This window comes from Pseudomonas sp. AO-1, assembly GCF_019775695.1.
GTDB lineage: Bacteria > Pseudomonadota > Gammaproteobacteria > Pseudomonadales > Pseudomonadaceae > Aquipseudomonas > Aquipseudomonas parakoreensis.
The window spans coordinates 5,170,124-5,196,135 of record NZ_CP079947.1; the positions used below are offsets into that span (position 1 = coordinate 5,170,124).

Below are 26,012 nucleotides of genomic sequence, written 5' to 3' on the forward strand. Positions count from 1 at the left end.
CTCACTGCACCTCTTGTTGGTTGACGCCTGTCTCACGCAGCATCTTCCCAACCTCTTCCCGAACGACTCTCCCAATTTCGGGAGCATCTGCACCGGCAGGAGCCGTTACATTGACAGTGATTTCGTTACGCACTTCGTTATTGTTGTTCGTGACGTGCTCGTTCGTAGTAGTGATCTGTTGCACTGGGTACTGCACAGATGAACCAGACGCCCTCATCAACTCCCTTGAGGTGATGGGTTGAATCGAGTCCTCACGGAAGCGTTTGTATTCCCCAACGCGCTCAGCGATGTCGGCAAGCTTCTCTTCAAACGCTGACAAATCCAGCTTCGGAAACTGAACGCCTAGAAGATTAGGCTCCCGCACTTTCAGCTCCTTGGCTGGCCCCTCTTCGTAATCCGGTGCATTGGTGAGCCAACGGTAAAACCTGTCGATTGGATCTTTCACTTTCTCGCCGGTTGATGGCTGAGGTGAACTCAATGCACTTGGATCAATGGCTGGCTGATCCGGTGAGAACACATCAATCTTCTTCGCAGACTGCTCCGGCGTATCACCCTTGCCAAAGGCAAATCTGAAGAACGAAGCAGCCATTTTGTTGAGCGCAATATCCGCCTGCATCGCTGCTTCCTTCAGTGGCTTCATGGCCTCTGTCAGCTCCATTTCGCTCTTGATGCGATCATTGATCGACCTAATCAGCTCTGGGTTCTGATCCAGCCCCTGCTGTTGCAGGAACTGCTGGTTGGCAAGGCGAGTGGCGTTGGCATCGATGCTGCCACTCTGACGTTCAATAGCAGCGGCGTTTTCCTTTACGAAAAGCTCGATGCCCTTGGTGAAGTCGATTGCCTTCAAGTTGCCCGTCTTGGTGCTAGCCCTGAAATCCTTTTCAAGATTGGCGTCTAGGGGATGCTTGTTACGTTCAGCCCATGCACGACGAATCGGCTCTACAAGCAAAGGAGCGGCCTCACTGAAGGTATTTAAGTCTTCCTTATCCGCAACCGATTTGGAATTTAGCTGCTGCAACTGCAAATTCGCCCTACGACTTTCATCAGAAGTCATTCCAGCGCCCCGGTATGCAGCTTGTCGTGTTTCGTATGTGCCGGTAGCTTGGCTAATGCTACGACCACGGGCCATCTCTGCCATCAGGAATGTTCTGTATGCCTTGGCTGATTCAAGACTGGCTTCGGTGCCGTATTTGGCATTGATCCGTAGCCACTCCGATTTGGCGAACTCAGCATTAGCGGGATTCTTGCCCCCGGCTTGGGACAAGACGTTTTCAAGTTGCTGGCTCTCAGACACTCGGGTCTGTGTAGCGGCAAGGCGATTCCCTAGGGCGCTCACAGCTCCCACAACTGCGGCAAGTCCAGCAGTAACTCCACCCAAAGCCAAAGCACCTGTACCAAGCCCCATAAAGCCTGTGGATGGCTTCGGCTCGGCCTGTTTTGCAGCCCATACAGCTTGTCTTGTCTGCGCCCATTGGAAGCGCTCCCCTCGTTGGGCATGGCTCACTTCAAGGCGCTTTGCACGAAGCTTTTCAGCTTCTTGCGACGCTGCGAATTTCACCGCTGCACGGTGGGCAGCCACTCTCGATTGCTGTAGGGCAAACTCTGCTTTCTGGGTGGCCGTCATTGCTTGGAATTGCTTCTGCTGAAGGATCGCGGTCTTCTGCTGTTGCTGGCCTAGAAGCGCTTCCCAACGAGCTTGGCGAGCCTTGTGCTGTTCAAGCGATTGAGCCTGCTTCACAGCTACACCTTGCACCTTCAAACGTTCAGCTTCAGCCTTTGCTGATTTGGCATCTAGAACGGCCTGAGCGATCTTGTCGCGGAGGGCCAGGTTCTGAGTTGCTGTCGTCTCTTTCTGGCGAAGGTTGATGAGTTTTTGTCCCTGAAGCTCGGCGGCAAAGGTTGCACGTCTGGTACGTTGCACAGCCTGTTCAAGCTTTAGCTCACGATCCAGATTCGCCCGAACAGACTTAGCCAATTTTGCTTGCCCGGTTGCATCAACCTTGATGCCCATCTTGGCACTAAGTTTTTTGCCTAGAGCGTCCGCTTGTTTGCCCAACTGATTCATTTGGCGCTCAACAGCACGCATCATGCTGTTGAAACGCTGTAGACCGCTCGTGTCTACATTAAATTTCAATACGCCCGTTAAACGAGCAATCTCTTCAGTGATACTCATTTACGAGATCCTCCGAATGATCTCTTATGCCCCACTGTGCGCTTACGTTGCTTGAATAGCTTGGACACAAGAGCATTGAATGTAAGCACGCCACGACTGAGGTGCATCACTTCAAAGGCGTGAGAGGAATTATTTATGTAATTCATGATGACAGTGATAGCAATACGATTACCCGAGACAGCTAGATAGACAGAGTCGTCCTCAGCAATCCACCAAAAATAATCGTATGTGAATAGCCCGCCAGACACATAAGAAACATAAGCGCGACAGTTATCGTTAAATGTGCGGATATCAATATCGGGATTGGTTAGGTGCAGCAGAGTGAAGCAAGGGCCTTTTCTCAGAGCCGTGAACCGTGTAGCAGTATTATTCATTTATTCCTTATCAATGTAGTTTATATAGATCCAGCTCCCAGCGGGAACACCTTCAAATTCTGTTGGTAGCTGGTAGCTATTGCTCATTAGGCTGGGATTGTTCCGATTGAACTCCGCACAAGCCTTGGCGATAATTTCGTCTGGATACTTCGTTGAATCCATCAGGACAGTTATTACACCAGTGCGACCACTTACAGACTTATACAAAGACCCCTGAGAGCTAATATGAGAGGCTTTAGTGGTTATTCCTTCTGATGACACCAGCTCACTCTTAGAAGCGCTTATAGGGGCTTCTAGAGGCTTTTGCAACTTAGGGCTATCAGGCTGGTATTTCTCAAGCAGAATCCGTTCTAGACCGTCAATCATGCTGCACTTCCATCGGGGTTAAGCTTGCCCGCCTCAATCAATTCAGCACGCAGCTTTTCACGTGCAGCTAAAGCCTCAGCACGTTTCTCCTCTTGGCGCTTTTCCAATAGCTCAGCCTCTGCTTTCGCCTTGGCACGATCTTCAGCATCAATCAAACTTTGCACTGTTCGATCAATATGGGCTTCTAACTCACGATCAAGCTCTGCTTGGTATTCGGCACGGACATCAGCGTAAATGGTTTTTAGCTCAGCCTCTTGCAACGCTTCAGGTTTTAGCATGTACAGCACGACCAATGCTCCGGTTACCGGGCTACTAATGACGCTAATTGAAGGTAACGGTGATGCTGAATCAAGAGGCGCATAACCTGCTACTCGGTAATTATGATAGTCCTCAAATGCACTCTCGACAGACGAAGGAGTGAACTCAACGATTGCACCCTGAGCAGCAATAACAGATGTTTCAAGTGTATTTTCGTATCTCACCTTCGCTTCATTGCAGCGAGATTGATATTCGCTTTCTTGAAAGACAAATAGCATTGGGGCTTGTGCTTTTTTACTCATAAGGGTATTGCCTCTCTGTGTGATTTCTTCTGTTTTCATGGATGTATCTATTTCCTGCTCACGCTGCTTGGAGCGATGTAGTTGCATGTAGCATTTATGGCTGCATGTTTGTTTTGATGATCGTTTTGTTTGCATAGGTGCGTTACAGACCACGCACGGTCTTACGACGGATAGCGCCATTAGGCCTCCAGTGAGATTAAGGGTGTTTGTGAGAATAAATAAGCCTAACCAAAAAGAAGCCGAACAAATGTCCGGCTAGAAGTAGGAGGCTTTCTAAAAATAGAATGTATATATGTATATTCGTAGCGAATTCGGATTGAGGGCGGAGGATCTAACTACACGCCCTCGTTAACAGAGTATCGACCCACCGCCCTGTCAGCGGCTAAAGAGGGTTGCTGCCCCGGTCTAGCAATGTACGGCCACTGTCTTGCAATACAGCGTCAGAGGCATTCTGAGGGCCTCGGCCTCACGACACCACCAAACTCTATGGCAACACAGGTTCGGAGCGGGTGATTCTGGAATTCTTAAATGCAGGAACAACAAAACCGAACTCAGAGTTAGCGTCTGGCCCGGTGTAGAGTCCTGCATTAAAGCTGAAGCTTGCGTGAAAAGCTTCCCTATTACGACCTATTGTACCACGACAATGGCAATTTGCATAGTACCATTCGTCAGAATTGTCAATAGCCATTCGTCATCTTAAATGAAAAGCCGATGAGGAGGCGATTCGATTCTACCGCTTCAACCCGCAAGCTACGCTTGCCCTACCCTCTCCAGAGGGCAACAAAGCGAGCATGCATTTATCTGGTAGTGAATTGTTGCATTACATTAAGAAGTGCTGTGCGGGGTATTTCGGCGCATAAAGGGAAGTGCCGACTAGACTGGGGCACAAAGGGAGTTTTTTCGATGCTCGGTCACTGTCGCACACTGCATGGCTTGTTATTGATGCTGATCCTGAACCTCGGCGGTTGCGCCTCATGGTTCAGCGACGACAGCGTCGATCCCGCCGTGCACCTCGTGAAAGTCGAGGTGGTGCGGGCCAAGCTGCTCGAACAGAAATTCATCCTGCACTTTCGCATCGACAACCCCAACGACAGCGACCTGACGGTGCGCGGCATGGAATATCGCATTCATCTGGCAGACCTGTTGCTGGCCGAAGGCGAGCATGAACACTGGATCACCGTGGGGCCCAAAAGCAGCGCGTTCTATCGGATACCGATCCGCACCAACCTGTGGCCGCGGGTCAAGGACGTGGTGAAAATGCTGAAAAGTCAGCACCAGCAGGTGCCCTATCGATTGCAGGGCGAGATGGAAACCGGTTTATTCATCGCCCACTACGTGCACCTGGAGCGCAATGGCGTGATAATCCCCGCCGATTTAATTCCGGAGCACAACCGATGACTCAGCAACCTCATGTCCATGGCCCTGACTGCAACCACGATCATGACCATCATCACGATCACGACCATGGCCATGTCCACGGCCCGAACTGCGGCCACGCCCACCAGGAACCGGTGCGCAACGCCCTGAAAGACGTCGGTCGCAACGACCCTTGCCCTTGCGGCAACGGCAAGAAATTCAAGAAGTGCCACGGCGCTTGATGTTTCGGGTGAAGGTACTCTTCGCCTGACACATTGCCTTCGCGAGCAAGCTCGCTCCCACAGTTGACCGCGTTCCCGCTGGCTGAACGCAGTCGACTGTGGGAGCTGGCTTGCCAGCGATGAGGTCGGCGCATCCAGCATCGATGTAGCCTGACGCTCCGCTATCGCTGGCAAGCCAGCTCCCACAGGTTTCTCAGGCAACTGCCAGAACCTGCGCAGCACTGACCACCGTCGCATACTCCCCGTGCAAATTCCCCAGCGACATCCCGTGCACCTCTTCGGCCGAACGCGGTGTACCGAAATAATCGGCCTTGTCGAAGGTAAAACACGCGTCCTCTGCCACCCAGGCGTCAAATCCCAGATTGCCCGCCGTTCGCGCTGTGGATTCCACCGAGTTGTGGGTCGCCACACCGACAATGATCAATTGCCCGATCCCCGCCTCACGCAACCGTGCCTCCAGCCCCATGGCGCAAAACGCGTCCGGCACCTGTTTCTGGATCAGCCATTCGCCGTCCTGCGGCATGAATCGCTGCTGAATCTCCACCCCTGACTGCCCGGGCCAGAACACCGAATCCGCTTCACGCGACAGATGCTGCACATGAATCACCGGCCTCCCGCTGCTGCGCCACGCCCTCAGCAAATCAAGCATGCGTTCTTCGGCCTGTGGATTATTCCGTCGGCCCAGGCGCGGCTGCAGAATGCCTTGTTGCTGGTCGATGATGATCAGTGCAGCGTTGGCCTTGAGCTCCATGGCGTTTTTTTCTCATGCGGGTCAGTGAATTTCCCGCACTTCAACATCACCTCCAGGTATCAGGCAAGTGCATAAGACCAACCCTCCAAGATCAAAAGATCGCAGCCTTCGGCAGCTCCCACAGGGGGTACTCAATCCAATGCAGGAGCTGCCGAAGGCTGCGATCTTCTCCATTCGACAGAATTACACAAATAACCCCCGCGCCCGCTTGCGCGGCCACCGCCTGCTCACTAACGTAGCGGCTTTATTGCGCCCCCAGCCTCTACCCCCGCAGGAGCTTTGCCATGGCCTCGCCAGCCCTTACACATTTTCTTCCCCGGTTCGGCGTTGCCGCAGCAGTGACCGGTGTCTTGAGCCTGTCCGGTTGCCAGACCTGGAACGCGCAGGACACCCTCCCGCCCACCTCCGGCGTGCAAGCGCTCAAGGGCCTGGCGCAGAACGTTTCGGTGCGTCGCAATGCGATGGGCATGCCGTTGATCGAAAGCAACAGCTTCCACGACGCACTGTTCACCCTCGGTTACGTGCATGCCAGCGACCGCATCAACCAGATGGTGACCCTGCGCCTGCTGGCCCAGGGCCGTCTGGCGGAAATGTCCGGCGCCTCAATGCTCGATGCTGACCGCTACATGCGCGCAGTCAACCTGAAGAAAAGCGCCGACGAGCTGTACAAGGCCTCGTCGCCACGCCTCAAGCGTTTCTTTGAAGTCTATGCGCGAGGCGTCAACGCCTACCTGTTCCGCTACGCCGACAAACTGCCAGGCGACCTCGCGTCCAGCGGCTACAAGCCGGAATACTGGAAACCGGAAGACTCGGCGCTGCTGTTCGCACTGTTGAACTTCAGCCAGTCAGCCAACCTGCCGGAGGAAATTTCCTCGCTGGTGCTGGCGCAAACCGTGACCACCGACAAACTCGCCTGGCTGACCCCGTCTGCACCGGATGAAAACCTGCCGCTGGCCGAGGCCGACAAGCTGCAAGGCCTCAAACTCAACGGACAGATCCCTGGCCTGAGCGAACTGAGCAACGCCAGCCAACAATTGGCGGCGGTGAATCTGCTGGGCGCCAGCACCTCGAACAACTGGGCCATCGCCCCGCAACGCAGCCGCAGCGGCAAGAGCCTTCTTGCCAGCGACAGTCATGGGCCATTGGCCGCGCCGTCGCTGTGGACCTTCGTGCAGATCCGCGCGCCGAAATATCAGGCTGCCGGCGTCACCGTCGCCGGTTTGCCGATGGTCCTCGGTGGCTTCAACGGCAAAGTGGCGTGGAGCGCCACCAGCGTGCTCGGCGACAACCAGGACCTGTTCCTCGAAAAAATCCGCCGTCAGGGCAGCAGCCTGACCTACGAGGTCAACGGCAAATGGCAGCCGCTGGGCGTGCGCAACGAAACCTATTTCGTCAAAGGCCAGCGGCCGATTCGCGAAGTGGTGTACGAAACCCGTCACGGTGCATTGCTCAACAGTGCCCAGGCTGCGGCACAGGGCAACGGTTTCGGCCTGGCCCTGCAAACCCCGAACTTCACCGACGACAAATCGCTGGACGCTTTTTTCGACCTGACCCGCGCGCAAAACGTTGAACGCGCTTCGGACGCCAGTCGCGAAATCCGCGCCATCGCCCTGAACATGGTGTTCGCCGACGCCAGCAATATTGGCTGGCAAGTCACCGGGCGCTTCCCCAACCGTCGCGAAGGCGAAGGCCTGCTGCCATCGCCGGGCTGGGAAGGTCGCTACGACTGGGACGGTTACGCCGACCCGATGCTCCACCCCTACGATCAGGACCCGACCCAGGGCTGGCTCGGCACGGCCAACCAGCGGGTGATTCCTCACGGCTACGGCATGCAGTTGTCCAACTCGTGGGCGGCGCCGGAGCGCGGCGAGCGCTTGGCGGAACTGGCCAACAGCAGCAAACAGGACGGTCGCAGCGTGATCGCCATGCAGTACGACCAGACCACCACCTTCGCCGCCAAGCTGAAGAAAATGTTTGAAGCGCCAGGCATGAAGCAGCCGCTGAAACAGGCGATCGACGCTCTGCCGGAAGCCGATCGCAGCAAGGCGCGCGAGGCCTTCAGCCGCTTGATGGCGTTCGACGGCAAACTCAGCCCGACCTCGGCGGATGCGGCGATTTATGAGCTGTTCCTGCAAGCAAGCATGAAGCAGATCTTCCTCGATGAGCTCGGCCCCGAGTCGAGCCCGGCGTGGAAAGCCTTTATCGCCAACGGTGACTTATCTTACTCGGCGCAGGCCGATCACCTGCTCGGTCGCGAAGACAGCCCGTTCTGGGATGACATCCACACCCCGCAGAAAGAAGACAAGGCGCAGATTCTGGCGCGCAGTCTGGCGGCCGCGATCAACGCCGGCGACAGTCAGTTGGGTGGCGATCACAAGGCCTGGCAGTGGGGCAAACTGCACAGCTACACATGGAAAAACGCCAACGGCCAGACCGTTCGCGGCCCACTGGCAGCCGGCGGCGATCACACCACGCTCAATACCTCGGCATTTGCCTGGGGTCAGGACTTCAACACCACGCGGGCGCCGTCGATGCGTTTCATTGTCGACTTCAGCCAGACCGAACCCTTGATGGGGCAGAACGGTACCGGCCAGTCCGGCAACCCGGCCAGCCCGAATTACCTCAATGGCGTTGATGCGTGGCTCAAGGGTCAGTACATCGGTCTGCCGATGCAGCCGCAGAACTTTGACCGGGTGTATGGCAAGACGCGTTTGACCCTCACCCCGGGCAAATAAACGCTAGAGCAAGATCAAAAGATCGCAGCCTTCGGCAGCTCCTACATGGGAATGGTGAACATCCTGTAGGAGCTGCCGAAGGCTGCGATCTTTTGCTTTTCGCCCCACATAAAAACCCGATAGAACTTCCGGACTCGCGCCCACCTCATAGCTAACAAGCCCTCCATTCTGGTAACGACATGGACCTTGTTATCGCCCGCCCTGAAGGTTTGTACTGCCCTGCCGGGGATTTCTATATTGATCCGTGGCGCCCGGTCGAGCGTTCGGTAATCACCCATGCCCACGGCGATCACGCCCGTAACGGCAATCAGCACTACCTTGCCAGCAGCGCCAGCGAAGGGATTTTGCGCGCGCGCCTGGGTCAGGACATCAACCTGCAAACCCTCGCCTACGGCCAGCGGCTGACCCACCACGGCGTGACCTTGAGTTTCCATCCCGCCGGGCATGTGCTCGGTTCGGCCCAGGTGCGTCTGGAATACGGCGGTGAAGTCTGGGTCGCGTCCGGCGACTACAAGATCGAACCCGATGGCACCTGCGCGCCGTTCGAACCGGTGCGCTGCCACACCTTTATCACCGAATCGACCTTCGGCCTGCCGATCTACCGCTGGCAGCCACAGGCGCAGGTGTTCAGCGAGATCAACCAGTGGTGGCAGGCAAACATCGCGGCGGGCAAGGCCAGCGTGCTGTTCTGTTATTCATTCGGCAAGGCTCAGCGGATCCTGCATGGCATCGACGCCAGCCTCGGTCCGATCCTCAGTCACGGTGCCGTCGAGCCGCTGAACCGGGTCTACCGCGAGGCTGGCGTGTACCTACCGCCGACGATCTACGCCGGCGACATCAAAAAGTCCGACCCGATCATGCGTCAGGCGCTGGTCATCGCCCCGCCCTCGGCCGGCGGCAGCACCTGGATGCGCCGGTTCGGTGATTTCAGCGACGCCTTCGCCAGCGGCTGGATGCGCCTGCGCGGCACCCGCCGGCGGCGCGGCGTGGATCGTGGTTTTGTGCTGTCGGATCACGCCGACTGGCCGGGCCTGCTCTGGGCCATCGAACAGACCGGCGCCGAACGGGTGATGGTCACCCACGGCTCGATCGGCGTGCTGGTCCGGCATCTGCGTGAACAAGGCCTGGATGCGCAAGGCTTCAACACCGAATACGGCGACGATGAAGAGGAAAACATTGACGCCGAACCTGCCATCGCCGAGGTGCAAGCATGAAAGCCTTCGCCGGGTTGTATGCCGAACTCGACGCCACCACGTCCAGCAACGCCAAACTGGCCGCCATGCAAGCCTACTTCGCCCAGGCTGCACCGCAAGACGCGGCATGGGCGGTGTACTTTCTGTCGGGCGGGCGCCCGCGACAACTGGTGCCGGTGCGCATCCTGCGCGAACTGGCGGTGGAGGTCTCGGGGTTGCAGCCGTGGCTGTTCGAGGAAAGCTATCAATCCGTCGGCGATCTGGCGGAAACCATTTCGCTGGTGCTGCCAGAAAACCTGCACAGCTCCGAGGCCGGTCTTGCCGAATGGATTGAAGACAAGCTGCTGCCGCTGCGCGGTGAAACCCCGGAGTACCTCGCCCGCCACCTGCCCGCGCTGTGGGCGCAACTGGATCGGCCGAGCCTGATGCTGTGCATCAAGCTGATCACCGGCAGTTTCCGCGTCGGCGTGTCGAAACTGCTGGTCACCCGCGCTCTGGCGTCGATGGCCGGCCTCGACAGCAAACGCGTGGCGCAGCGACTGGTGGGTTACACCGACCTGTCGAACCGGCCGAATGCGGCCAGCTACCTGAAACTGATCGCCCCGGAATCCGCCGACGAACACGCTCAGCGTGGCGGTCAGCCCTACCCGTTTTTCCTCGCCCATGCCTTGTCGCAATCGGTGGAGGAGTTCGAAACATTGCTGGGCCCGGCGAGCGACTGGCAGGTGGAATGGAAGTGGGATGGGATCCGCGCGCAGGTGGTCAAACGTGAGGGGCGGTTGTGGGTCTGGTCGCGCGGTGAAGAACTGGTGACCGAACGCTTTCCCGAATTCGATACGTTGATCCACGCGTTACCCGACGGCACGGTGATCGACGGCGAAATCGTGGTCTGGAAAAGTACCCATCCGAGCACCGAAGACGCCTTCGATCCGCAATCGAGCGCGCCACCAGCGGTGCAACCTTTCGCCCTGCTGCAGCAACGCATCGGGCGCAAAACCCTCGACAAGAAAATCCTCGAAGAAGTGCCGGTGGTGGTCCTCGCCTACGACTTGCTGGAGTGGCAGGGCGAAGACTGGCGCAACCGTCCGCAGGCCGAACGGCGTGCGCAACTGGAGCAGGTCATCGCCCACGGTAACAACCCGGTGTTACTGGCCTCGCCGATGCTCACCGGCAGTGACTGGTTGGATCTGGCCCGGCAGCGTGAAGCCTCACGGCGACTGGGGGTCGAGGGCATGATGCTCAAGGCCCGCGACGCCCTGTATGGCGTGGGCCGGACCAAGGACATGGGCGTGTGGTGGAAGTGGAAGGTCGATCCGTTCAGCGTCGATGCGGTATTGATCTACGCCCAACGCGGCCATGGCCGGCGCGCCAGTCTGTACAGCGATTACACCTTCGCCGTGTGGGACGGACCGCCCGAATCCAGCCAACGGGCGCTGGTGCCGTTTGCCAAGGCCTATTCGGGGCTGACCGACGAGGAAATGCGTCAGGTCGACAGCATCGTACGCAAGACCACCGTGGAAAAATTCGGCCCGGTGAGCAGCGTCAAACCGAGTCTGGTGTTCGAACTGGGTTTCGAAGGGATCGCCCTGTCGCGACGGCACAAGAGCGGCATTGCCGTGCGTTTTCCGCGCATGCTGCGCTGGCGGCAGGACAAGACGGTGGATGAGGCCGACAGCCTGGCGACGTTGCAGGATTTGCTGGTCTGACCCGGTTTCCCGGGACATACCTCCAATCGTGCTGAATGAACATCCTGTAGTGAGTGGATTTTCTGGTGAGGAGATCTTGTGGTGAGGGGATTTATCCCCGATGGGCGCGAAGCGGCTCCCCATCATTCTTTCAGTAAACCGCGTGTACCGGATTTGCGACTGCTGCGCAGCCGATCGGGGATAAATCCCCTCGCTACAAGTATTCTGAATCACTAAAAAATGCGTGCCTCGACCCAACTTGGTGCAACCTTCAACAGCCGCCCGGTTCCGTGCACCAATCCCTTTCTCTCTCCCCTCCCCCAACCTTTTAAAACACTTGTTCGGGACTCTGGTTCGGAAATTGCTACTTTCTATAGGTCGTACGCGTTCCAGTAACAATAATTCTGCGCCACAAGCGCTCATATTGGTTCTTAGGGATTGAATAATGAAAAAAGCATTGCTGACCCTTTCTGCACTGGCGTTGTGCATGGCTGCCGGCTCCGCGCTGGCCAAGGAATACAAAGAGCTGCGTTTTGGCGTTGATCCTTCCTACGCACCGTTCGAGTCGAAAGCGGCCGACGGCAGCCTGGTGGGCTTCGACATCGACCTGGGCAACGCGATCTGCGCCGAGCTGAAGGTCAAGTGCAAATGGGTTGAAAGCGACTTCGACGGCATGATTCCGGGCCTCAACGCCAACAAATTCGACGGTGTGATTTCGTCGATGACCGTGACCCCGGCCCGTGAAAAGGCGATCGATTTCTCCAACGAACTGTTCTCCGGCCCGACTTCCTACGTGTTCAAGAAGGGTTCCGGCCTGAGCGATGACGTCGCTTCCCTCAAGGGCAAATCCGTCGGTTACGAGCAAGGCACCATCCAGGAAGCCTACGCCAAGGCCGTACTGGAGAAGGCCGGGGTGAAAATCCAGGCTTACGCCAACCAGGACCAGGTCTACGCCGACCTGAAAAACGGCCGTCTCGACGCCTCGATCCAGGACATGCTGCAAGCCGAACTGGGCTTTTTGAAGTCGCCGGATGGCGCCAACTACGAAGTCAGCAAGCCGGTCGACAGCGAATTGCTGCCAGCCAAAACCGCTGTCGGTATTAAGAAAGGTAACAAAGAGCTGAAGGCGCTTTTAGATAAAGGTATCAAAGCGTTACACGATGACGGCAAATACGCCGAGATTCAAAAGAAACACTTTGGCGATCTGAATCTGTACAGCGGTAAATAATGCCCTGGCGCCCATCACTTGATGGGCGCCTTTTCCATCCGCTCAGGTTGCTGATTTATGTTCGAAAACCTCTTACAAAATCTGGGGCTCTCCGCCTTCAGCCTCAAGGGCTTCGGTCCGTTGCTGTTGGAAGGCACCTGGATGACCATCAAATTGTCGGCGTTGTCGCTGCTGGTGGCCGTGTTGCTCGGTCTCTTGGGCGCCAGTGCCAAACTGTCGAAATCCAAACTGCTGCGCCTGCCTGCCCAACTCTACACCACGCTGATTCGCGGCGTGCCGGATCTGGTGCTGATGCTGCTGATTTTCTACAGCCTGCAAACCTGGCTGACCGCCCTGACCGACGTCATGGAGTGGGACTACATCGAAATCGACTCCTTCACCGCCGGGGTGATCACGCTGGGCTTCATTTATGGCGCGTATTTCACCGAAACCTTCCGTGGGGCGATCCTCGCCGTACCACGCGGTCAGGTCGAAGCGGCCACTGCCTACGGCCTCAAACGCGGTCAACGCTTTCGCTTCGTGGTGTTCCCGCAAATGATGCGTTTTGCCCTGCCGGGCATCGGCAACAACTGGATGGTGATGCTCAAGGCCACCGCGCTGGTGTCGATCATCGGTCTGGCGGATCTGGTCAAAGCCGCGCAGGACGCCGGTAAAAGCACCTATCAACTGTTCTACTTCCTGGTACTCGCCGCCTTGATCTATCTGCTGATCACCAGTGCATCCAACGTCATCCTGCGCTGGCTCGAGCGTCGCTACGCCGCCGGTGCCCGGGAGGCCGTACGATGATCGAACTCCTGCAGGAATACTGGAAACCCTTCCTTTATACCGACGGCACCAACATCACCGGGCTGGCGATGACCATGTGGCTGCTCAGCGCCTCGATCTTCATCGGGTTCCTGGTGTCGATACCGCTGTCGATTGCCCGGGTCTCGTCGCACTTCTATGTGCGCTGGCCGGTGCAGTTTTACACCTACCTGTTCCGTGGCACGCCGCTCTACATCCAGTTGCTGATCTGCTACACCGGGATCTACAGCCTGGCCGCCGTGCGCGCGCAACCGTTGCTCGACAGTTTCTTTCGCGATGCGATGAACTGCACGATCCTCGCGTTCGCCCTGAACACCTGCGCTTACACCACGGAGATTTTTGCCGGGGCGATCCGCAGCATGAACCACGGTGAAGTCGAAGCGGCCAAGGCCTACGGTCTGACCGGCTGGAAGCTGTATGCCTACGTGATCATGCCCTCGGCGCTGCGCCGGTCGTTGCCGTATTACAGCAACGAAGTGATCCTGATGCTGCACTCGACCACCGTGGCCTTCACCGCGACCATCCCCGACATCCTGAAAGTGGCACGGGACGCCAACTCGGCGACCTACCTGACCTTTCAGTCGTTCGGCATCGCCGCGCTGATCTACCTGACCATCACTTTCGCGCTGGTCGGCCTGTTCCGCCTCGCCGAACGCCGATGGCTGGCATTCCTCGGGCCGACCCACTAGGAAAACCTGTAATGCGACACCAGATCCATGACCTGTTGGCCCCGGTGCCGGGGACCGCACGACAGATCCACAGCTTCCACTTCGGCCCGGAGCAGGCCCAAGGCAAGATCTACATCCAGTCCTCGCTGCATGCCGACGAAATGCCCGGCATGCTCGTGGCCTGGCACCTCAAGCAGCGCTTGGCGGAGCTGGAAGCTGCCGGGCGCCTGCGCAGCCAGATCGTGCTGGTGCCGGTGGCCAATCCGGTCGGTCTTGAACAAGTGCTGATGGACGTGCCGCTGGGCCGCTACGAACTGGAGAGCGGGCAGAATTTCAATCGCTGGTTCGTCGACCTCAGCGAAGAAATCGGCAACGCCATCGAGGGCAAGCTGGGCGGCGACCCGCAACGCAATCTTGAGCTGATCCGCGCCAGCCTGCGCAACGCCCTCGCCCGCCAGACGCCCGCCACACAACTGCAATCCCAGCGCCTGACCCTGCAACGGCTGGCGTGTGATGCCGACATGGTGCTGGACCTGCATTGCGATTTCGAATCGGTGGTTCACCTCTACACCACGCCCGAGGCGTGGCCGCAGGTCGAGCCGCTGGCGCGTTATATCGAAGCCCAGGCCAGTCTGCTGGCCACCGATTCCGGCGGCCAGTCGTTCGACGAATGCTTCACCCTGCTGTGGTGGCAACTGCAGGAACGCTTTGGCGAGCACTTCGAGATTCCGCTGGGCAGTTTTTCGGTGACCGTGGAGTTGCGCGGCCAGGGTGACGTCAATCACCCAATGGCCAGTCGTGACTGCCAGGCCTTGATCGATTACCTGATCCAGTTCGATGCGATCGTCGGCGAGACCCGGCCGCAACCGCCCTTGCCCTTCCCCGCAACACCGCTGGCCGGTGTCGAGCCGGTCACGACAGCGGTCGGCGGGCTGCTGGTGTACACCGCGCAAGCCGGCCAGTACCTGCAAGCCGGGCAACAGATTGCCGAAATCATCGACCCGATCAGTGATCGGGTTATCCCCATTTGCTGCACCGCTGCCGGCGTGATGTACGCCCGATCGCTGCGGCGCATGGCCACTGCCGGCATGGTGATCGCCCACGTGGCGGGTGCCGAAGCCTATCGCAGCGGCTATCTACTTTCGCCTTGAGGATGTCTGTCCCATGTACAAATTGACGGTTGAAGGTCTGCACAAAAGCTATGGCGACCATCAGGTACTCAAAGGCGTTTCGCTCAAGGCCAAAACCGGCGACGTGATCAGCCTGATCGGCGCCAGTGGCTCGGGCAAAAGCACCTTTTTGCGCTGCATCAACTTCCTCGAACAACCCAACGATGGCGCCATGAGCCTCGACGGCCAGGCGATCCGCATGGTCACCGACCGCCACGGCATGCACGTCGCCGACCCGAATGAACTGCAACGCCTGCGCACGCGACTGGCCATGGTGTTCCAGCATTTCAACCTGTGGAGCCACATGACCGTGCTGGAAAACATCACCATGGCCCCGCGCCGGGTGCTGGGTTGCAGCAAGCAGGAAGCGGAAGACCGCGCCCGCCGTTACCTGGACAAGGTTGGCCTGCCGGCGCGCGTCGCCGATCAATACCCGGCGTTTCTCTCCGGCGGCCAGCAACAGCGGGTGGCGATTGCCCGGGCGCTGGCGATGGAGCCGGAAGTGATGCTGTTCGACGAACCGACCTCGGCACTCGACCCGGAGCTGGTGGGCGAAGTGCTGCGGGTGATTCAGGGGCTGGCCGAGGAAGGCCGGACGATGATCATGGTGACCCATGAAATGAGCTTCGCCCGCAAAGTCTCCAGCCAGGTATTGTTCCTGCATCAAGGGCTGGTGGAAGAAGAAGGCGCGCCGGAAGACGTGCTGGGCAACCCGCGCAGCGAGCGGCTGAAGCAGTTCCTGAGCGGTAACCTCAAGTAACCCGAATCTCCAATGTAGGAGCTGCCGCAGGCTGCGATCTTTTGATTTGCCTTTCAAGATCAAAAGATCGCAGCCTGCGGCAGCTCCTACATTGAGATTGCGGTGTTTTTAAACCTTTCGTATGTCGGCGTGGTCACTGGAAGAACACTTCCAGAGCGCGCACAACCGGCATGGCGAAATCCACCGACCTCGCAAAAACCTGGTTCAACGCACGCAACTGGAAGCCGTTCGCCTTTCAAAAGCAGGTGTGGGCCGCCGTTAAAAAAGGTCAGTCCGGGTTGCTCCACGCCAGCACCGGCGCCGGTAAAACCTATGCGGTGTGGTTCGCCGCGCTCAACCGCTTCGCCCGGTCAGCCGCGCCCGCAGCCACGACCAGCAAACGCAAACCCCAGAGCGAACCGCTGACCGTGTTGTGGATCACGCCGATGCGCGCCCTCGCTGCCGACACCGCGCGTGCCCTGCAAGCGCCGGTCAGCGATTTGCAGATTCCGTGGAGCATCGGTCTGCGCACCGGCGACACCAGCAGCGCTGAACGCGCACGTCAGGGCCGACGCCTGCCGACCACGCTGATCACCACCCCGGAAAGCCTGACCCTGCTGCTCGCCCGCGCCGACGCACAAACCGCACTGTCGAGCCTGCGCATGATCGTCGTCGATGAATGGCACGAATTGCTCGGCAACAAACGCGGCGTACAGCTGCAACTGGCCCTCGCCCGCCTGCGCCACTGGCAACCGGAGCTGATCGTCTGGGGCGTGTCCGCGACCCTCGGTAATCAAGCCCACGCCGAACAGGTGCTGATCCCACAGGGCGGCGGGATCAGCGTGCAGGGCCAGAGCGAAAAATCACTCAAGGTCGACACCTTGATCCCGCCCGCCATCGAACGTTTTCCGTGGGCCGGGCACATTGGTCTGAAGATGCTGCCGCAGGTTGTCGCCGAACTCGACGCCTGCGCCAGCAGCCTGGTGTTCACCAACACCCGCGCGCAGTCGGAAATCTGGTATCAGGCGTTGCTCGAAGCGCGGCCGGACTGGGCCGGACTGATCGCGCTGCACCACAGTTCACTGTCTCGCGAGACCCGCGACTGGGTCGAGCAAGCGTTGAAGGACGGGCAGTTGAAAGCCGTGGTCTGTACGTCAAGCCTGGATCTGGGCGTGGATTTTTTACCGGTGGAACGGGTGCTGCAAATCGGCTCGGCCAAGGGCGTGGCGCGGCTGATGCAGCGTGCAGGGCGCTCCGGTCACGCGCCGGGGCGCACCTCGCGAGTGACGCTGGTGCCGACCCACAGCCTGGAGCTGATCGAAGCCGTCGCCGCACGTGATGCCGTGGCGCAACGCCACATTGAACCGCGCCTGTCGCCGCACCAACCGCTGGATGTGCTGGTGCAGCATCTGGTCAGCATGGCGCTGGGTGGTGGCTTTATTCCCGAGGAGCTGTACGAAGAAGTCCGTGGTGCCTGGGCTTATCGAGACCTAACGCTGGCGAACTGGGCCTGGGCGCTGGCGTTCGTACGTCACGGCGGGCTTTCTCTGACGGCCTATCCGGATTACCGCCGGGTCGAACCGGACGAAAACGGCGTCTGGCGCGTCCCCGATGCACGGCTCGCCCGCCGTCATCGCATGAGCATCGGCACCATCGTCAGCGACGCGAGCATTAATCTGAAATTCTGGAGCAAGGGTGGCGGCGGCAAGCAATTGGGCAGCGTCGAGGAAGGGTTTATCGCGCGGCTGAAACCGGGTGACGGCTTTCTGTTCGCCGGGCGTTTGCTGGAGTTGGTGCGGGTGGAAAACATGACCGCGTACGTCAAACGCAGCACCGCAAAGAAAGCCGCCGTGCCGCGCTGGAATGGCGGGCGGATGCCGCTTTCCAACGAATTGGCCGCCGCCGTGGTCAGTCGCTTCACAGCGGCCGCGCGCGGTGAGTTCGCCGGCCCGGAAATGCACGCGCTGCAACCGTTGCTGCAGACCCAGGCGCGCTGGTCGGGTCTGCCCACTTCCGACAGTCTGTTGGCGGAGGTGCTGAAATCCCGCGAAGGCTGGCACCTTTTCCTCTACCCGTTTGCCGGGCGCCAGGTGCATTTGGGGCTCGCCAGCCTGCTGGCATGGCGCATGAGCCAGCGTCAGCCGCTGACGTTCTCGATTGCGGTCAATGATTACGGGCTGGAGTTGCTCAGCGCCACACCGGTCGATTGGTCCGGGCAATTCGATGCAGCGCTGCTCAGCCCCGAGCATCTGCTGCGCGACGTGCTCGCCAGCCTGAATGCCGGGGAGCTGGCGCTGCGGCGCTTTCGCGAAATTGCGCGGATCGCCGGGCTGGTGTTCGCCGGCTATCCCGGCGCACCGAAAAGTACCCGTCAGGTGCAGGCCTCCAGCGGATTGTTCTTCGAGGTGTTCAAGCAATACGACGCCGACAACCTGCTGCTGGCCCAGGCCGGGGAAGAAGTCCTGCGTGAAGAGCTGGATATTCGTCGACTGGAACAGACATTGGAGCGGATCAACCGGATGAAACTGGACATGCACCTGATCAAACGTCCTACACCGCTAGGCTTTCCGTTACTGGTGGAGCGGATGCGCGAAAGCATGAGTTCGGAAAAACTCGCTGACCGCATCCGGCGCATGGTCGGCGATCTGGAGAAATCCGCCGACAAGGGTCAAGCCTCATGAGCGCAGCGTATCCAGTGCGCCTGGCCGGTGAAGAACTCTGGCTGCTGCCGGAAAAGGCCCTGTACTGGCCGGCGCAGCAAGCACTGCTGATCGCCGATGTGCATTTCGGCAAGGCCGCGGCCTATCGCAGCCTCGGCCAGCCGGTGCCACAGGGCACCACGACGGCGAACATCGAAGTGCTCGACCGCTTGCTGGCGAGGCTGCCCTGCCGGCAGCTGATTTTCCTCGGTGACTTTCTGCACGGTCCCGGTTCGCATGCGGCGGGCACGCTCAATGCCTTGGCCGAATGGCGCGCACGTCACGCGGATCTGCCGATGACACTGATTCGCGGCAACCACGACAAGCGCGCCGGGGACCCGCCGGCGGCACTGAATATTCGCGTGGTTCCGGAACCGATGCTGCTCGGACCGTTTGCCTTGCAACATGAACCCGACCCGCACCCGGAACGGCATGTGCTGGCCGGGCACGTGCATCCCGTCTATCGGCTTAACGGCAAAGGGCGGCAGCGTTTGCGTCTGGCGTGTTTCCGGCTGGGCGAGGGTTTGAGCCTGCTGCCAGCGTTTGGCGCGTTTACCGGCGGCGTTGCGGTGGAGAAGGATGACACCTGCAGGATTTTCGTCGTCGGCGACAACGAAATATGGCCGGTCAGCTGAGGTATAGGGCACACCTCGGCCAACTGGCCATTATCGGGCAGCGGCTCAAGCCACTGGCGCGGGTGGCGGCTCGTCCGGCAGCGTCGGCTCGCCCGGTTCGGTCGGTTGTTCGTTGGGCGTATCGGGATCAGGCTGACCGGGAATGCCGCCAGCCATATGGAAAGCCGGGTGTGCCAACAATGACCAGGCCAAAACGCCAACCTGATTGGGCTCAAGCCTTGCCAGTTCGGCGGTGATATGCGGATCGATCTTCATGCAACCTCCTCGGCGAAGGCCCGTTTTGCCAGAAGCAAAAACGGGCAGTACACCCCATAGAGTGTCTGCCCGCCAAAGAATTCCCGCGAACTGCCGGACGGATCAGGTACGCGGCAGGGTCACGCCACGCTGGCCTTGATACTTGCCGCCGCGATCCTTATAGGAAACTTCGCATTGTTCGTCGGATTCGAGGAACAGCATTTGCGCCACGCCTTCGTTGGCGTAAATCTTCGCCGGCAGGTTGGTGGTGTTGGAAAACTCCAGGGTCACATGACCTTCCCACTCAGGCTCGAGCGGGGTGACGTTGACGATGATGCCGCAACGCGCATAGGTGCTTTTACCCAGGCAGATGGTCAATACGTTGCGCGGAATGCGGAAGTATTCGACGGTGCTGGCCAGGGCGAAGGAGTTCGGCGGAATGATGCAGACATCGCTGTGAATGTCGACAAAGCTGCCGGCGTCGAAGTTTTTCGGGTCGACGATCGCCGAGTTGATGTTGGTGAACACCTTGAAATGATTGGTGCAGCGCACATCGTAGCCGTAGCTCGACACACCGTAGGAGATCACACGGCTGTCGTCGCTGCCGCGCACCTGGCGCTCGACGAAAGGCTCGATCATGCCGTGTTCCTGCGCCATGCGGCGAATCCACTTGTCCGATTTGATGCTCATGGCGGGTGTCCTGAATAGCGAGGTGGAAAAAATCTGTCCGGCATCTTACCGGGCGCGCCGCCGGGTTCAAAGTGTGCGCTGCAATTCTCGGCGAACACGCTGGAAATACGCGCCCTGGCGACGAAGCGTCACACCGCCGATCCTTAAAACAGAGAAACCTTCGCAAGAAGCATTGGCACGTTCCGGAAAAAGGGTTAAGGTGGCGCCACTGTGCTGCTTGTGTCACTGAGAATCTCTACACGATATGTTGAATTTCGATCCAACCATCTACAAGAATTTTTCCTGCTCTTTGCACTCAGTCTCGGCCAGGGTTCTTCCTGAGTCGCAGTTATCTTTGTTCAAGGAGTTACACCATGTCTAATCGCCAAACCGGTACCGTTAAGTGGTTCAACGATGAAAAAGGCTTCGGCTTCATCACTCCACAATCCGGTGACGACCTGTTCGTTCACTTCAAAGCTATCCAATCCGACGGCTTCAAAAGCCTGAAAGAAGGCCAACAGGTTTCTTTCATCGCTACCCGCGGTCAGAAAGGCATGCAAGCTGAAGAAGTACAAGTTATCTAACTTGTAGCTTCTTTAGAAAAGAGCCCCGCCCTCAAAAGCGGGGCTTTTTTGTGGGTGTCTGTTTTCCAGACGCAAAAAAAGATCGCAGCCTGCGGCAGCGCCTATAGGATAAATACCATTCCCCTGTAGGCGCTGCCGCAGGCTGCGATCTTTTGCTTGTGCCTTACCAGGCCACGCCAAACCCTGCGGTGTAGCGGGTCTTGTTCAAATCCGCGTCCTTGGTACCACTGATGATGTCGCGCTCGGCCTTGAGATTGAGCGACGCCCAGTCAGTGACCTTGTAACGCAGGCCCATCTCGGCATCCAGCGCGTAGTTGGCCACGTCCGACAGCGGCTTGCCCAGTTCGCCGTTGGTGAAGAACTCGACTTTCTTGCCGATCAGGTAGCGGTTGTAATCCCACTTCATGGCGACCGAATAGAAATTGTCCTTGCCGCCATCGCTGTACTCGTAATCGGTGCGGTTGAGCAGCGAGCCGAGCGAGAACGCCCCCAGCTCGTCGTCCCAGAACTGGTAGCCCGGACCGGTACCGACCACGCGCTGACGTGACAGCTCTTCAACGTAATCACGCTTGTAGTTCAGGCGCCCCTGCCAGAACCACTTGTCGGTGAGGAAACGGTCGAGCGCGTATTCAGCGCGCCAGTTATTGGTGGTGACTGCGTCGTCCTGCACTTCGCGGTTGTATTCGCCCTCGGCAGTGTGCCGCCAGCGACCATGACGTGCGGTGGTCTTGAAGTCGATGTCGTAATCGTCGGTGTCCTTTTCCGCCCGCTGATAGTCCATCGCCAGGCCGATATTGCCTTTCCACACCAGATCTTCGACCACCGGTTTCGGTTTGAGAATCTGCTGGATACTCGCCAGCTCGACGGTTTTCGGCGCCTCGCCGTTGGCCAGAGTGACCTTGCCATCATCGGCGGCGGTCAGCGACTTGGCCTTTTCACCGTTGTAGGCGTCCTGTTTGACCAGCAGTTCCTGATCGCTCTGCAGAGTCTTGACCTCTTTCCAGTCAATGGTGACCGCACCCGCATACTGGGTCTGAATCAGCAATTTGCCGCCATCGAAAACGGAAATCTTGCCGCTCAATTTGTCACCGTTCTTCAACCAGACGGTGTCGGCAAGCAGGGGCGTAGACGCACTGAAAACAGCAAGGCACAGCAGGGTTCTGGACAGCATAAGCAGTTCAAGGGCTCAAGTTTGCGAAAAAAGGTCGGCATTATCCGTAGGAATAAGACCCTGACAAGGACTGACCGGACGATTTCCATTGAGTTCATTTCTCATCTGGCCGACAAGCGATTACGCTTAAGCCCATCCACACGACCGATGTTCAGGAACCGCACCGGTGAAAGAGCCGAACCCTCCCGATGAAAGCGAAGCGCAAATCCGACGCACGGCGCTTTATTCCACCCTTGCCCAAGTACCTGAAGGCAAAGTGGTCAGCTATGGTCAGCTGGCCGAACTCGCGGGTCTGGGGCGCGCCGCCCGCTGGGTCGGCCGGACCCTCAGCCAACTACCCGGCGATACCAGACTGCCGTGGCACCGGGTATTGGGTGCCGGCGGTCGGATCAGCCTGCCGCTGGGCAGCCCCTCGGGGGACGAACAACGGGCACGATTACGTTCTGAAGGCGTCACCATCCTGAACAATCGTGTGGATATTCAGCGCCATGGCTGGCGTCCGATAGAGCACAGCGGTTAGAGTGCGCGCTTTGTTTTCGCAATCTTGAGGCAGACTTCAGCCCATGCCCCGTAAAACCTGGCGCGCCGCGCTAGCCGCCTATGCCAGTCCTTCGACGCTCGTGCTGTTGTTGCTCGGTTTTGCTGCCGGCCTGCCGTACATGCTGGTGTTTTCGACGCTGTCCGTGTGGCTGCGTGAAGCCGGCGTTGCCCGTGAAACCATCGGCTACGCCAGCCTGATCGGCCTGGCCTACGCCTTCAAATGGGTCTGGTCACCGCTGCTCGACCAATGGCGCCTGCCTTTATTGGGCAAGCTGGGCCGCCGCCGTTCGTGGCTGGTGCTCTCGCAGTCGTTAGTGATTCTGGGTCTGATTGGCATGGGCTTCTGTGATCCGCAGAAACACCTGTCCTGGCTGATCGCCATTGCCGTCATCGTCGCCTTTGCCTCCGCCACCCAGGATATCGCGGTCGACGCCTATCGCCTGGAAATCGCCGACGACAGCCGTCAGGCCGCACTGGCCGCCAGTTACATGTCCGGCTATCGCGTCGCCGCCCTGCTGGCCACGGCAGGCGCGCTGTTCTTCGCCGAAGGTTTCGGGTCCACCGGCTTCAACTACCAACATTCAGCCTGGACCGGCACCTACGCCCTGTTCGGGGTGTTGATGGTCCCTGCCCTGTTGACCTCGCTGCTGATGCGCGAACCGCCCGTGCCATTGCGCACGCAGTTGCAGGCCGGCCGCTATAGCTTCGCGCATCAACTGGCCTCGGTATTCGTGCTGATCGTGTTGCTGGTGTCGGTTCCGGCGATGTTCACCCAGCTCTACAACACCGATTTTGCTAGTGTGCTGTTCGGCAGCATGAGTCCGCTCGACCTGCTGCTCGAAGATCGCGCCTTCCTGCGTGCCATCCTCTATACCCTGCTCACCGGCCTGTGCCTGTCAACCATGGGCCGTCGCGGCCTGGCGCCAGTACTGACGCCGGTCAACGACTTCATCCTGCGTTACCGCTGGCAGGCGTTGCTGCTGCTCGGACTGATCGCCACGTATCGGATGTCCGACACGGTAATGGGCGTGATGGCCAACGTGTTCTACATCGACCAAGGCTTCACCAAGGATCAGATCGCCAGCGTGAGCAAGATCTTTGGCCTGATCATGACCCTGGTCGGCGCCGGCATGGGCGGCCTGCTGATCGTGCGTTTCGGCATCCTGCCGATCCTGTTCATCGGTGGCGCGGCTTCGGCGGCGACCAACCTGTTGTTTGTGATGCTGGCCGACATGGGGCCGAACCTGCAGATGCTGGTAGTGACCATCTCCCTCGACAATTTCAGTTCCGGGCTCGCCACCTCGGCGTTCGTCGCCTACCTGTCGAGCCTGACCAACCTCAAGTTCTCGGCGACCCAGTACGCCCTGCTCAGTTCGATCATGCTGTTGCTACCGCGCCTGATGGGCGGTTACTCCGGTGTCATGGTCGAGAAGTTCGGCTACCACAACTTCTTCATGATCACCGCGCTGCTCGGTGTGCCGACGCTGGTGTTGATTGCCCTGCACTGGTTCCAGGAAAATCGCCGCGCGGGCCCGACGCCAACGCCCGAGCCTGCACCGACCTCCGTCGTCGAAGAGTCGTAGGACATTTCAGATACGGTGGGAGGATTCCCGCCGTCGAGCCTCACCGCCAAGCGCAATCCTGTACGTCGGCAAATCTCGCCGGTACACTGCTCAGTCATTTCCAGTCATAGCAACCGACAACGGCCAACCATGCGCACCAGTCAATTTTTGCTCGCCACACAGAAAGAAACGCCTTCCGATGCGGTCGTCGTCAGCCACCAGCTGATGCTGCGCGCCGGCATGATCCGCAAACTCGCTTCGGGCCTGTACACCTGGCTGCCGATGGGCTTGCGGGTAATGCGCAAGGTTGAAGCCATCGTTCGCGAAGAAATGAACGCTGCCGGTTCTCTTGAAGTGTTGATGCCGAGCACCCAACCGGCCGAGCTGTGGCAGGAATCGGGGCGCTGGGAAGAATACGGCCCTGAGCTGCTGCGCATCAAAGACCGCCACGGTCGCGACTTCTGCGCGGGCCCTACCCACGAAGAAGTGATCACCGATCTGATGCGCAACGAGTTGAGCAGCTACAAGCAGCTGCCGATCAACCTGTACCAGATCCAGACCAAATTCCGTGACGAAATCCGCCCACGCTTCGGCTTGATGCGTGGCCGTGAATTCATCATGAAGGACGCCTACTCGTTCCACGCCGATCAGGCTTCGCTGCAGGTCACCTACGACCGCATGCATCAGGCGTATTGCAACGTGTTCACCCGCCTGGGCCTGAAATTCCGTCCGGTTGAGGCCGACAACGGTTCGATCGGTGGCGCTGGCTCCCACGAGTTCCACGTACTGGCCGAGTCCGGCGAAGACGACATCGTCTTCAGCAACGGCTCCGACTACGCGGCGAACATCGAGAAAGCTGAAGCCGTGCCACGCGAAACCTCGCGTCCGGCACCGGCCGAAGAGCTGCGCCTGGTCGACACCCCGGACACCAAGACCATTGCCGCGCTGGTGGAAAAATTCAATCTGCCGATTGAAAAGACCATCAAGACCCTGATCGTCCACGCCGAAGAGCCAGGCAAGCTGATTGCGCTGATCATCCGTGGCGACCACGAGCTCAACGAAATCAAGGCTGCCAACCAGCCAGGCGTTGCCAGCCCGCTGGTCATGGCTTCCGATGCCGAACTGCGTGACGCCATTGGCGCCGGCGCCGGTTCCCTCGGCCCGCTGAACCTGCCACTGCCGATCATCATCGATCGCTCGGTCGAACTGATGAGCGACTTCGGCATCGGCGCGAACATCGACGACAAGCACTACTTCGGCGTGAACTGGGAGCGCGATCTGCCGGTTCCAACCGTTGCCGACCTGCGTAACGTCGTCGCCGGTGACCCAAGCCCGGACGGCAAAGGCACGCTGGAAATCAAGCGCGGCATCGAAGTCGGGCACATCTTCCAGCTGGGCAACAAGTACAGCAAGGCGATGAAGTGCGAAGTGCTGGGCGAGAACGGCAAGCCGGTCACGCTGGAGATGGGTTGCTACGGTATCGGCGTATCCCGCGTGGTCGCTGCCGCCATCGAGCAGAACAACGACGACAAAGGCATCATCTGGAGCGACACCCTGGCGCCGTTCCAGATCGCCCTGGTACCGCTGCGCTATGAAACCGAGCAGGTGCGCGAAGCCACTGACAAGCTGTACGCAGAACTGACGGCGGCCGGTTTCGAAGTGCTGCTGGACGATCGCGACAAGAAAACCAGCCCGGGCATCAAGTTCGCGGACATGGAGCTGATCGGCATTCCTCACCGGATCGTGGTCAGTGACCGCGGCCTCGCCGAAGGCAACCTGGAATACAAGAGCCGCACCGAGGCCGAAGCGCAAGCGCTGCCGGTCGCCGATGTGCTGTCCTTCCTTCAGGCCCGTATCCGCCGCTGAATCCAGATA

Annotated in this window: 24 protein-coding genes; 16 read left to right on the forward strand and 8 right to left on the reverse strand. The window is 59.0% G+C overall.

The window, feature by feature from the left end; genetic code table 11:
- Position 1: 1 nt before the first annotated feature.
- From KVQ82_RS23525 to KVQ82_RS23540, 4 genes are read right to left on the reverse strand one after another with little or no spacing between them, the layout of a single operon-like run.
- A complete protein-coding gene (locus KVQ82_RS23525) occupies positions 2–2,173 on the reverse strand; it encodes a hypothetical protein (RefSeq protein WP_222016142.1) in 2,172 nt (723 codons plus the stop codon).
- Entirely contained in the window at positions 2,170–2,547 is a 378-nt protein-coding gene (locus KVQ82_RS23530; RefSeq protein ID WP_222016144.1) for a hypothetical protein, read from the reverse strand. Before KVQ82_RS23530 ends, KVQ82_RS23525 begins: the two co-directional genes overlap by 4 nt.
- Positions 2,548–2,913 (reverse strand): hypothetical protein, encoded by a 366-nt coding sequence (locus tag KVQ82_RS23535; RefSeq protein ID WP_222016146.1) that lies wholly within the window; start codon positions 2,911–2,913, stop codon positions 2,548–2,550.
- Positions 2,910–3,512, reverse strand: a complete 603-nt coding sequence (locus KVQ82_RS23540) for a hypothetical protein (protein WP_222016148.1) — start codon at positions 3,510–3,512, stop codon at positions 2,910–2,912. Before KVQ82_RS23540 ends, KVQ82_RS23535 begins: the two co-directional genes overlap by 4 nt.
- 864 nt (positions 3,513–4,376) lie before the next feature.
- Between KVQ82_RS23540 and KVQ82_RS23545 the strand changes: the two genes are divergently transcribed.
- Both KVQ82_RS23545 and KVQ82_RS23550 read left to right on the forward strand, forming a co-directional pair.
- Positions 4,377–4,871 (forward strand): LEA type 2 family protein, encoded by a 495-nt coding sequence (locus KVQ82_RS23545; RefSeq protein ID WP_027614355.1) that lies wholly within the window; start codon positions 4,377–4,379, stop codon positions 4,869–4,871.
- A complete protein-coding gene (locus KVQ82_RS23550) occupies positions 4,868–5,071 on the forward strand; it encodes an SEC-C metal-binding domain-containing protein (protein ID WP_003198420.1) in 204 nt (67 codons plus the stop codon). Before KVQ82_RS23545 ends, KVQ82_RS23550 begins: the two co-directional genes overlap by 4 nt.
- Positions 5,072–5,264: 193 nt before the next feature.
- Here KVQ82_RS23550 and KVQ82_RS23555 read toward each other — a convergent pair whose 3' ends face one another.
- Entirely contained in the window at positions 5,265–5,822 is a 558-nt protein-coding gene (locus KVQ82_RS23555) for a cysteine hydrolase family protein (RefSeq protein ID WP_108181880.1), read from the reverse strand.
- A 284-nt stretch (positions 5,823–6,106) separates the two neighbouring features.
- On the opposite strand from KVQ82_RS23555, the gene KVQ82_RS23560 reads away from it, so the two are divergent.
- The 10 genes from KVQ82_RS23560 to pdeM all read left to right on the forward strand — a co-directional run bounded on the left by KVQ82_RS23560 (position 6,107) and on the right by pdeM (position 19,377).
- Positions 6,107–8,557, forward strand: coding sequence for a penicillin acylase family protein (locus KVQ82_RS23560; RefSeq protein ID WP_222016150.1), 2,451 nt, complete (start codon positions 6,107–6,109; stop codon positions 8,555–8,557).
- Between the two features lie 179 nt (positions 8,558–8,736).
- On the forward strand, positions 8,737–9,771 hold the full coding sequence (locus KVQ82_RS23565) for a ligase-associated DNA damage response exonuclease (RefSeq protein ID WP_047601187.1): 1,035 nt from the start codon (positions 8,737–8,739) through the stop codon (positions 9,769–9,771).
- A complete protein-coding gene (locus KVQ82_RS23570) occupies positions 9,768–11,456 on the forward strand; it encodes an ATP-dependent DNA ligase (protein ID WP_222016152.1) in 1,689 nt (562 codons plus the stop codon). Before KVQ82_RS23565 ends, KVQ82_RS23570 begins: the two co-directional genes overlap by 4 nt.
- A gap of 424 nt (positions 11,457–11,880) precedes the next feature.
- Positions 11,881–12,663 (forward strand): transporter substrate-binding domain-containing protein, encoded by a 783-nt coding sequence (locus KVQ82_RS23575; RefSeq protein ID WP_103521848.1) that lies wholly within the window; start codon positions 11,881–11,883, stop codon positions 12,661–12,663.
- Between the two features lie 57 nt (positions 12,664–12,720).
- The gene (locus KVQ82_RS23580) at positions 12,721–13,449 is read left to right on the forward strand and encodes an ABC transporter permease (RefSeq protein ID WP_003222319.1); all 729 of its coding nucleotides are present in this window, start codon (positions 12,721–12,723) and stop codon (positions 13,447–13,449) included.
- Positions 13,446–14,156 carry an ABC transporter permease gene (locus KVQ82_RS23585; protein WP_041070638.1) on the forward strand — a complete coding sequence of 237 codons (711 nt, stop codon included), beginning with the start codon at positions 13,446–13,448 and terminating at the stop codon, positions 14,154–14,156. Before KVQ82_RS23580 ends, KVQ82_RS23585 begins: the two co-directional genes overlap by 4 nt.
- Before the next feature lie 11 nt (positions 14,157–14,167).
- Positions 14,168–15,286: a succinylglutamate desuccinylase/aspartoacylase family protein gene (locus tag KVQ82_RS23590; RefSeq protein WP_222016154.1), complete on the forward strand. Its 1,119-nt coding sequence runs from the start codon at positions 14,168–14,170 to the stop codon at positions 15,284–15,286.
- Positions 15,287–15,299: 13 nt separating this feature from the next.
- Complete coding sequence (locus KVQ82_RS23595; RefSeq protein WP_123586990.1) at positions 15,300–16,064, forward strand: ABC transporter ATP-binding protein; 765 nt, start codon at positions 15,300–15,302, stop codon at positions 16,062–16,064.
- Positions 16,065–16,234: 170 nt separating this feature from the next.
- The gene (locus tag KVQ82_RS23600) at positions 16,235–18,724 is read left to right on the forward strand and encodes a ligase-associated DNA damage response DEXH box helicase (RefSeq protein WP_222016156.1); all 2,490 of its coding nucleotides are present in this window, start codon (positions 16,235–16,237) and stop codon (positions 18,722–18,724) included.
- Complete coding sequence (pdeM, locus tag KVQ82_RS23605) at positions 18,721–19,377, forward strand: ligase-associated DNA damage response endonuclease PdeM (protein ID WP_222016157.1); 657 nt, start codon at positions 18,721–18,723, stop codon at positions 19,375–19,377. Before KVQ82_RS23600 ends, pdeM begins: the two co-directional genes overlap by 4 nt.
- A 45-nt stretch (positions 19,378–19,422) precedes the next feature.
- On the opposite strand, the gene KVQ82_RS23610 is transcribed toward pdeM, so the two are convergent.
- Both KVQ82_RS23610 and dcd read right to left on the reverse strand, forming a co-directional pair.
- Positions 19,423–19,632, reverse strand: coding sequence for a hypothetical protein (locus KVQ82_RS23610; protein ID WP_047292047.1), 210 nt, complete (start codon positions 19,630–19,632; stop codon positions 19,423–19,425).
- A 102-nt stretch (positions 19,633–19,734) separates the two neighbouring features.
- A complete protein-coding gene (dcd, locus tag KVQ82_RS23615; RefSeq protein WP_003222308.1) occupies positions 19,735–20,301 on the reverse strand; it encodes a dCTP deaminase in 567 nt (188 codons plus the stop codon).
- Positions 20,302–20,654: 353 nt separating this feature from the next.
- Here dcd and KVQ82_RS23620 point away from each other — a divergent pair, with 353 nt between their 5' ends.
- A complete protein-coding gene (locus KVQ82_RS23620; RefSeq protein ID WP_002554837.1) occupies positions 20,655–20,864 on the forward strand; it encodes a cold-shock protein in 210 nt (69 codons plus the stop codon).
- 163 nt (positions 20,865–21,027) lie between these two features.
- Here the strand turns inward: KVQ82_RS23620 and KVQ82_RS23625 are convergent, their stop codons facing one another.
- Complete coding sequence (locus KVQ82_RS23625) at positions 21,028–22,035, reverse strand: DUF481 domain-containing protein (protein WP_198759682.1); 1,008 nt, start codon at positions 22,033–22,035, stop codon at positions 21,028–21,030.
- Positions 22,036–22,201: 166 nt separating this feature from the next.
- On the opposite strand from KVQ82_RS23625, the gene KVQ82_RS23630 reads away from it, so the two are divergent.
- From KVQ82_RS23630 to KVQ82_RS23640, 3 genes are all read left to right on the forward strand, one after another.
- Entirely contained in the window at positions 22,202–22,555 is a 354-nt protein-coding gene (locus KVQ82_RS23630) for an MGMT family protein (protein ID WP_145597769.1), read from the forward strand.
- A gap of 43 nt (positions 22,556–22,598) precedes the next feature.
- On the forward strand, positions 22,599–24,158 hold the full coding sequence (locus KVQ82_RS23635) for an AmpG family muropeptide MFS transporter (RefSeq protein ID WP_222016160.1): 1,560 nt from the start codon (positions 22,599–22,601) through the stop codon (positions 24,156–24,158).
- Between the two features lie 129 nt (positions 24,159–24,287).
- Complete coding sequence (locus tag KVQ82_RS23640) at positions 24,288–26,003, forward strand: proline--tRNA ligase (protein WP_041070725.1); 1,716 nt, start codon at positions 24,288–24,290, stop codon at positions 26,001–26,003.
- Positions 26,004–26,012: the final 9 nt, after the last annotated feature.

What these genes read in the sequence shown, in the direction of transcription:
- KVQ82_RS23525 (WP_222016142.1), bottom strand. Translation starts at nt 2,173, where the DNA reads ATGAGTATCACTGAAGAGATTGCTCGTTTAACGGGCGTATTGAAATTT.
- KVQ82_RS23530 (WP_222016144.1), bottom strand. Translation starts at nt 2,547, where the DNA reads ATGAATAATACTGCTACACGGTTCACGGCTCTGAGAAAAGGCCCTTGC.
- KVQ82_RS23535 (WP_222016146.1), bottom strand. Translation starts at nt 2,913, where the DNA reads ATGATTGACGGTCTAGAACGGATTCTGCTTGAGAAATACCAGCCTGAT.
- KVQ82_RS23540 (WP_222016148.1), bottom strand. Translation starts at nt 3,512, where the DNA reads ATGAAAACAGAAGAAATCACACAGAGAGGCAATACCCTTATGAGTAAA.
- KVQ82_RS23545 (WP_027614355.1), top strand. Translation starts at nt 4,377, where the DNA reads ATGCTCGGTCACTGTCGCACACTGCATGGCTTGTTATTGATGCTGATC.
- KVQ82_RS23550 (WP_003198420.1), top strand. Translation starts at nt 4,868, where the DNA reads ATGACTCAGCAACCTCATGTCCATGGCCCTGACTGCAACCACGATCAT.
- KVQ82_RS23555 (WP_108181880.1), bottom strand. Translation starts at nt 5,822, where the DNA reads ATGGAGCTCAAGGCCAACGCTGCACTGATCATCATCGACCAGCAACAA.
- KVQ82_RS23560 (WP_222016150.1), top strand. Translation starts at nt 6,107, where the DNA reads ATGGCCTCGCCAGCCCTTACACATTTTCTTCCCCGGTTCGGCGTTGCC.
- KVQ82_RS23565 (WP_047601187.1), top strand. Translation starts at nt 8,737, where the DNA reads ATGGACCTTGTTATCGCCCGCCCTGAAGGTTTGTACTGCCCTGCCGGG.
- KVQ82_RS23570 (WP_222016152.1), top strand. Translation starts at nt 9,768, where the DNA reads ATGAAAGCCTTCGCCGGGTTGTATGCCGAACTCGACGCCACCACGTCC.
- KVQ82_RS23575 (WP_103521848.1), top strand. Translation starts at nt 11,881, where the DNA reads ATGAAAAAAGCATTGCTGACCCTTTCTGCACTGGCGTTGTGCATGGCT.
- KVQ82_RS23580 (WP_003222319.1), top strand. Translation starts at nt 12,721, where the DNA reads ATGTTCGAAAACCTCTTACAAAATCTGGGGCTCTCCGCCTTCAGCCTC.
- KVQ82_RS23585 (WP_041070638.1), top strand. Translation starts at nt 13,446, where the DNA reads ATGATCGAACTCCTGCAGGAATACTGGAAACCCTTCCTTTATACCGAC.
- KVQ82_RS23590 (WP_222016154.1), top strand. Translation starts at nt 14,168, where the DNA reads ATGCGACACCAGATCCATGACCTGTTGGCCCCGGTGCCGGGGACCGCA.
- KVQ82_RS23595 (WP_123586990.1), top strand. Translation starts at nt 15,300, where the DNA reads ATGTACAAATTGACGGTTGAAGGTCTGCACAAAAGCTATGGCGACCAT.
- KVQ82_RS23600 (WP_222016156.1), top strand. Translation starts at nt 16,235, where the DNA reads ATGGCGAAATCCACCGACCTCGCAAAAACCTGGTTCAACGCACGCAAC.
- pdeM (WP_222016157.1), top strand. Translation starts at nt 18,721, where the DNA reads ATGAGCGCAGCGTATCCAGTGCGCCTGGCCGGTGAAGAACTCTGGCTG.
- KVQ82_RS23610 (WP_047292047.1), bottom strand. Translation starts at nt 19,632, where the DNA reads ATGAAGATCGATCCGCATATCACCGCCGAACTGGCAAGGCTTGAGCCC.
- dcd (WP_003222308.1), bottom strand. Translation starts at nt 20,301, where the DNA reads ATGAGCATCAAATCGGACAAGTGGATTCGCCGCATGGCGCAGGAACAC.
- KVQ82_RS23620 (WP_002554837.1), top strand. Translation starts at nt 20,655, where the DNA reads ATGTCTAATCGCCAAACCGGTACCGTTAAGTGGTTCAACGATGAAAAA.
- KVQ82_RS23625 (WP_198759682.1), bottom strand. Translation starts at nt 22,035, where the DNA reads ATGCTGTCCAGAACCCTGCTGTGCCTTGCTGTTTTCAGTGCGTCTACG.
- KVQ82_RS23635 (WP_222016160.1), top strand. Translation starts at nt 22,599, where the DNA reads ATGCCCCGTAAAACCTGGCGCGCCGCGCTAGCCGCCTATGCCAGTCCT.
- KVQ82_RS23640 (WP_041070725.1), top strand. Translation starts at nt 24,288, where the DNA reads ATGCGCACCAGTCAATTTTTGCTCGCCACACAGAAAGAAACGCCTTCC.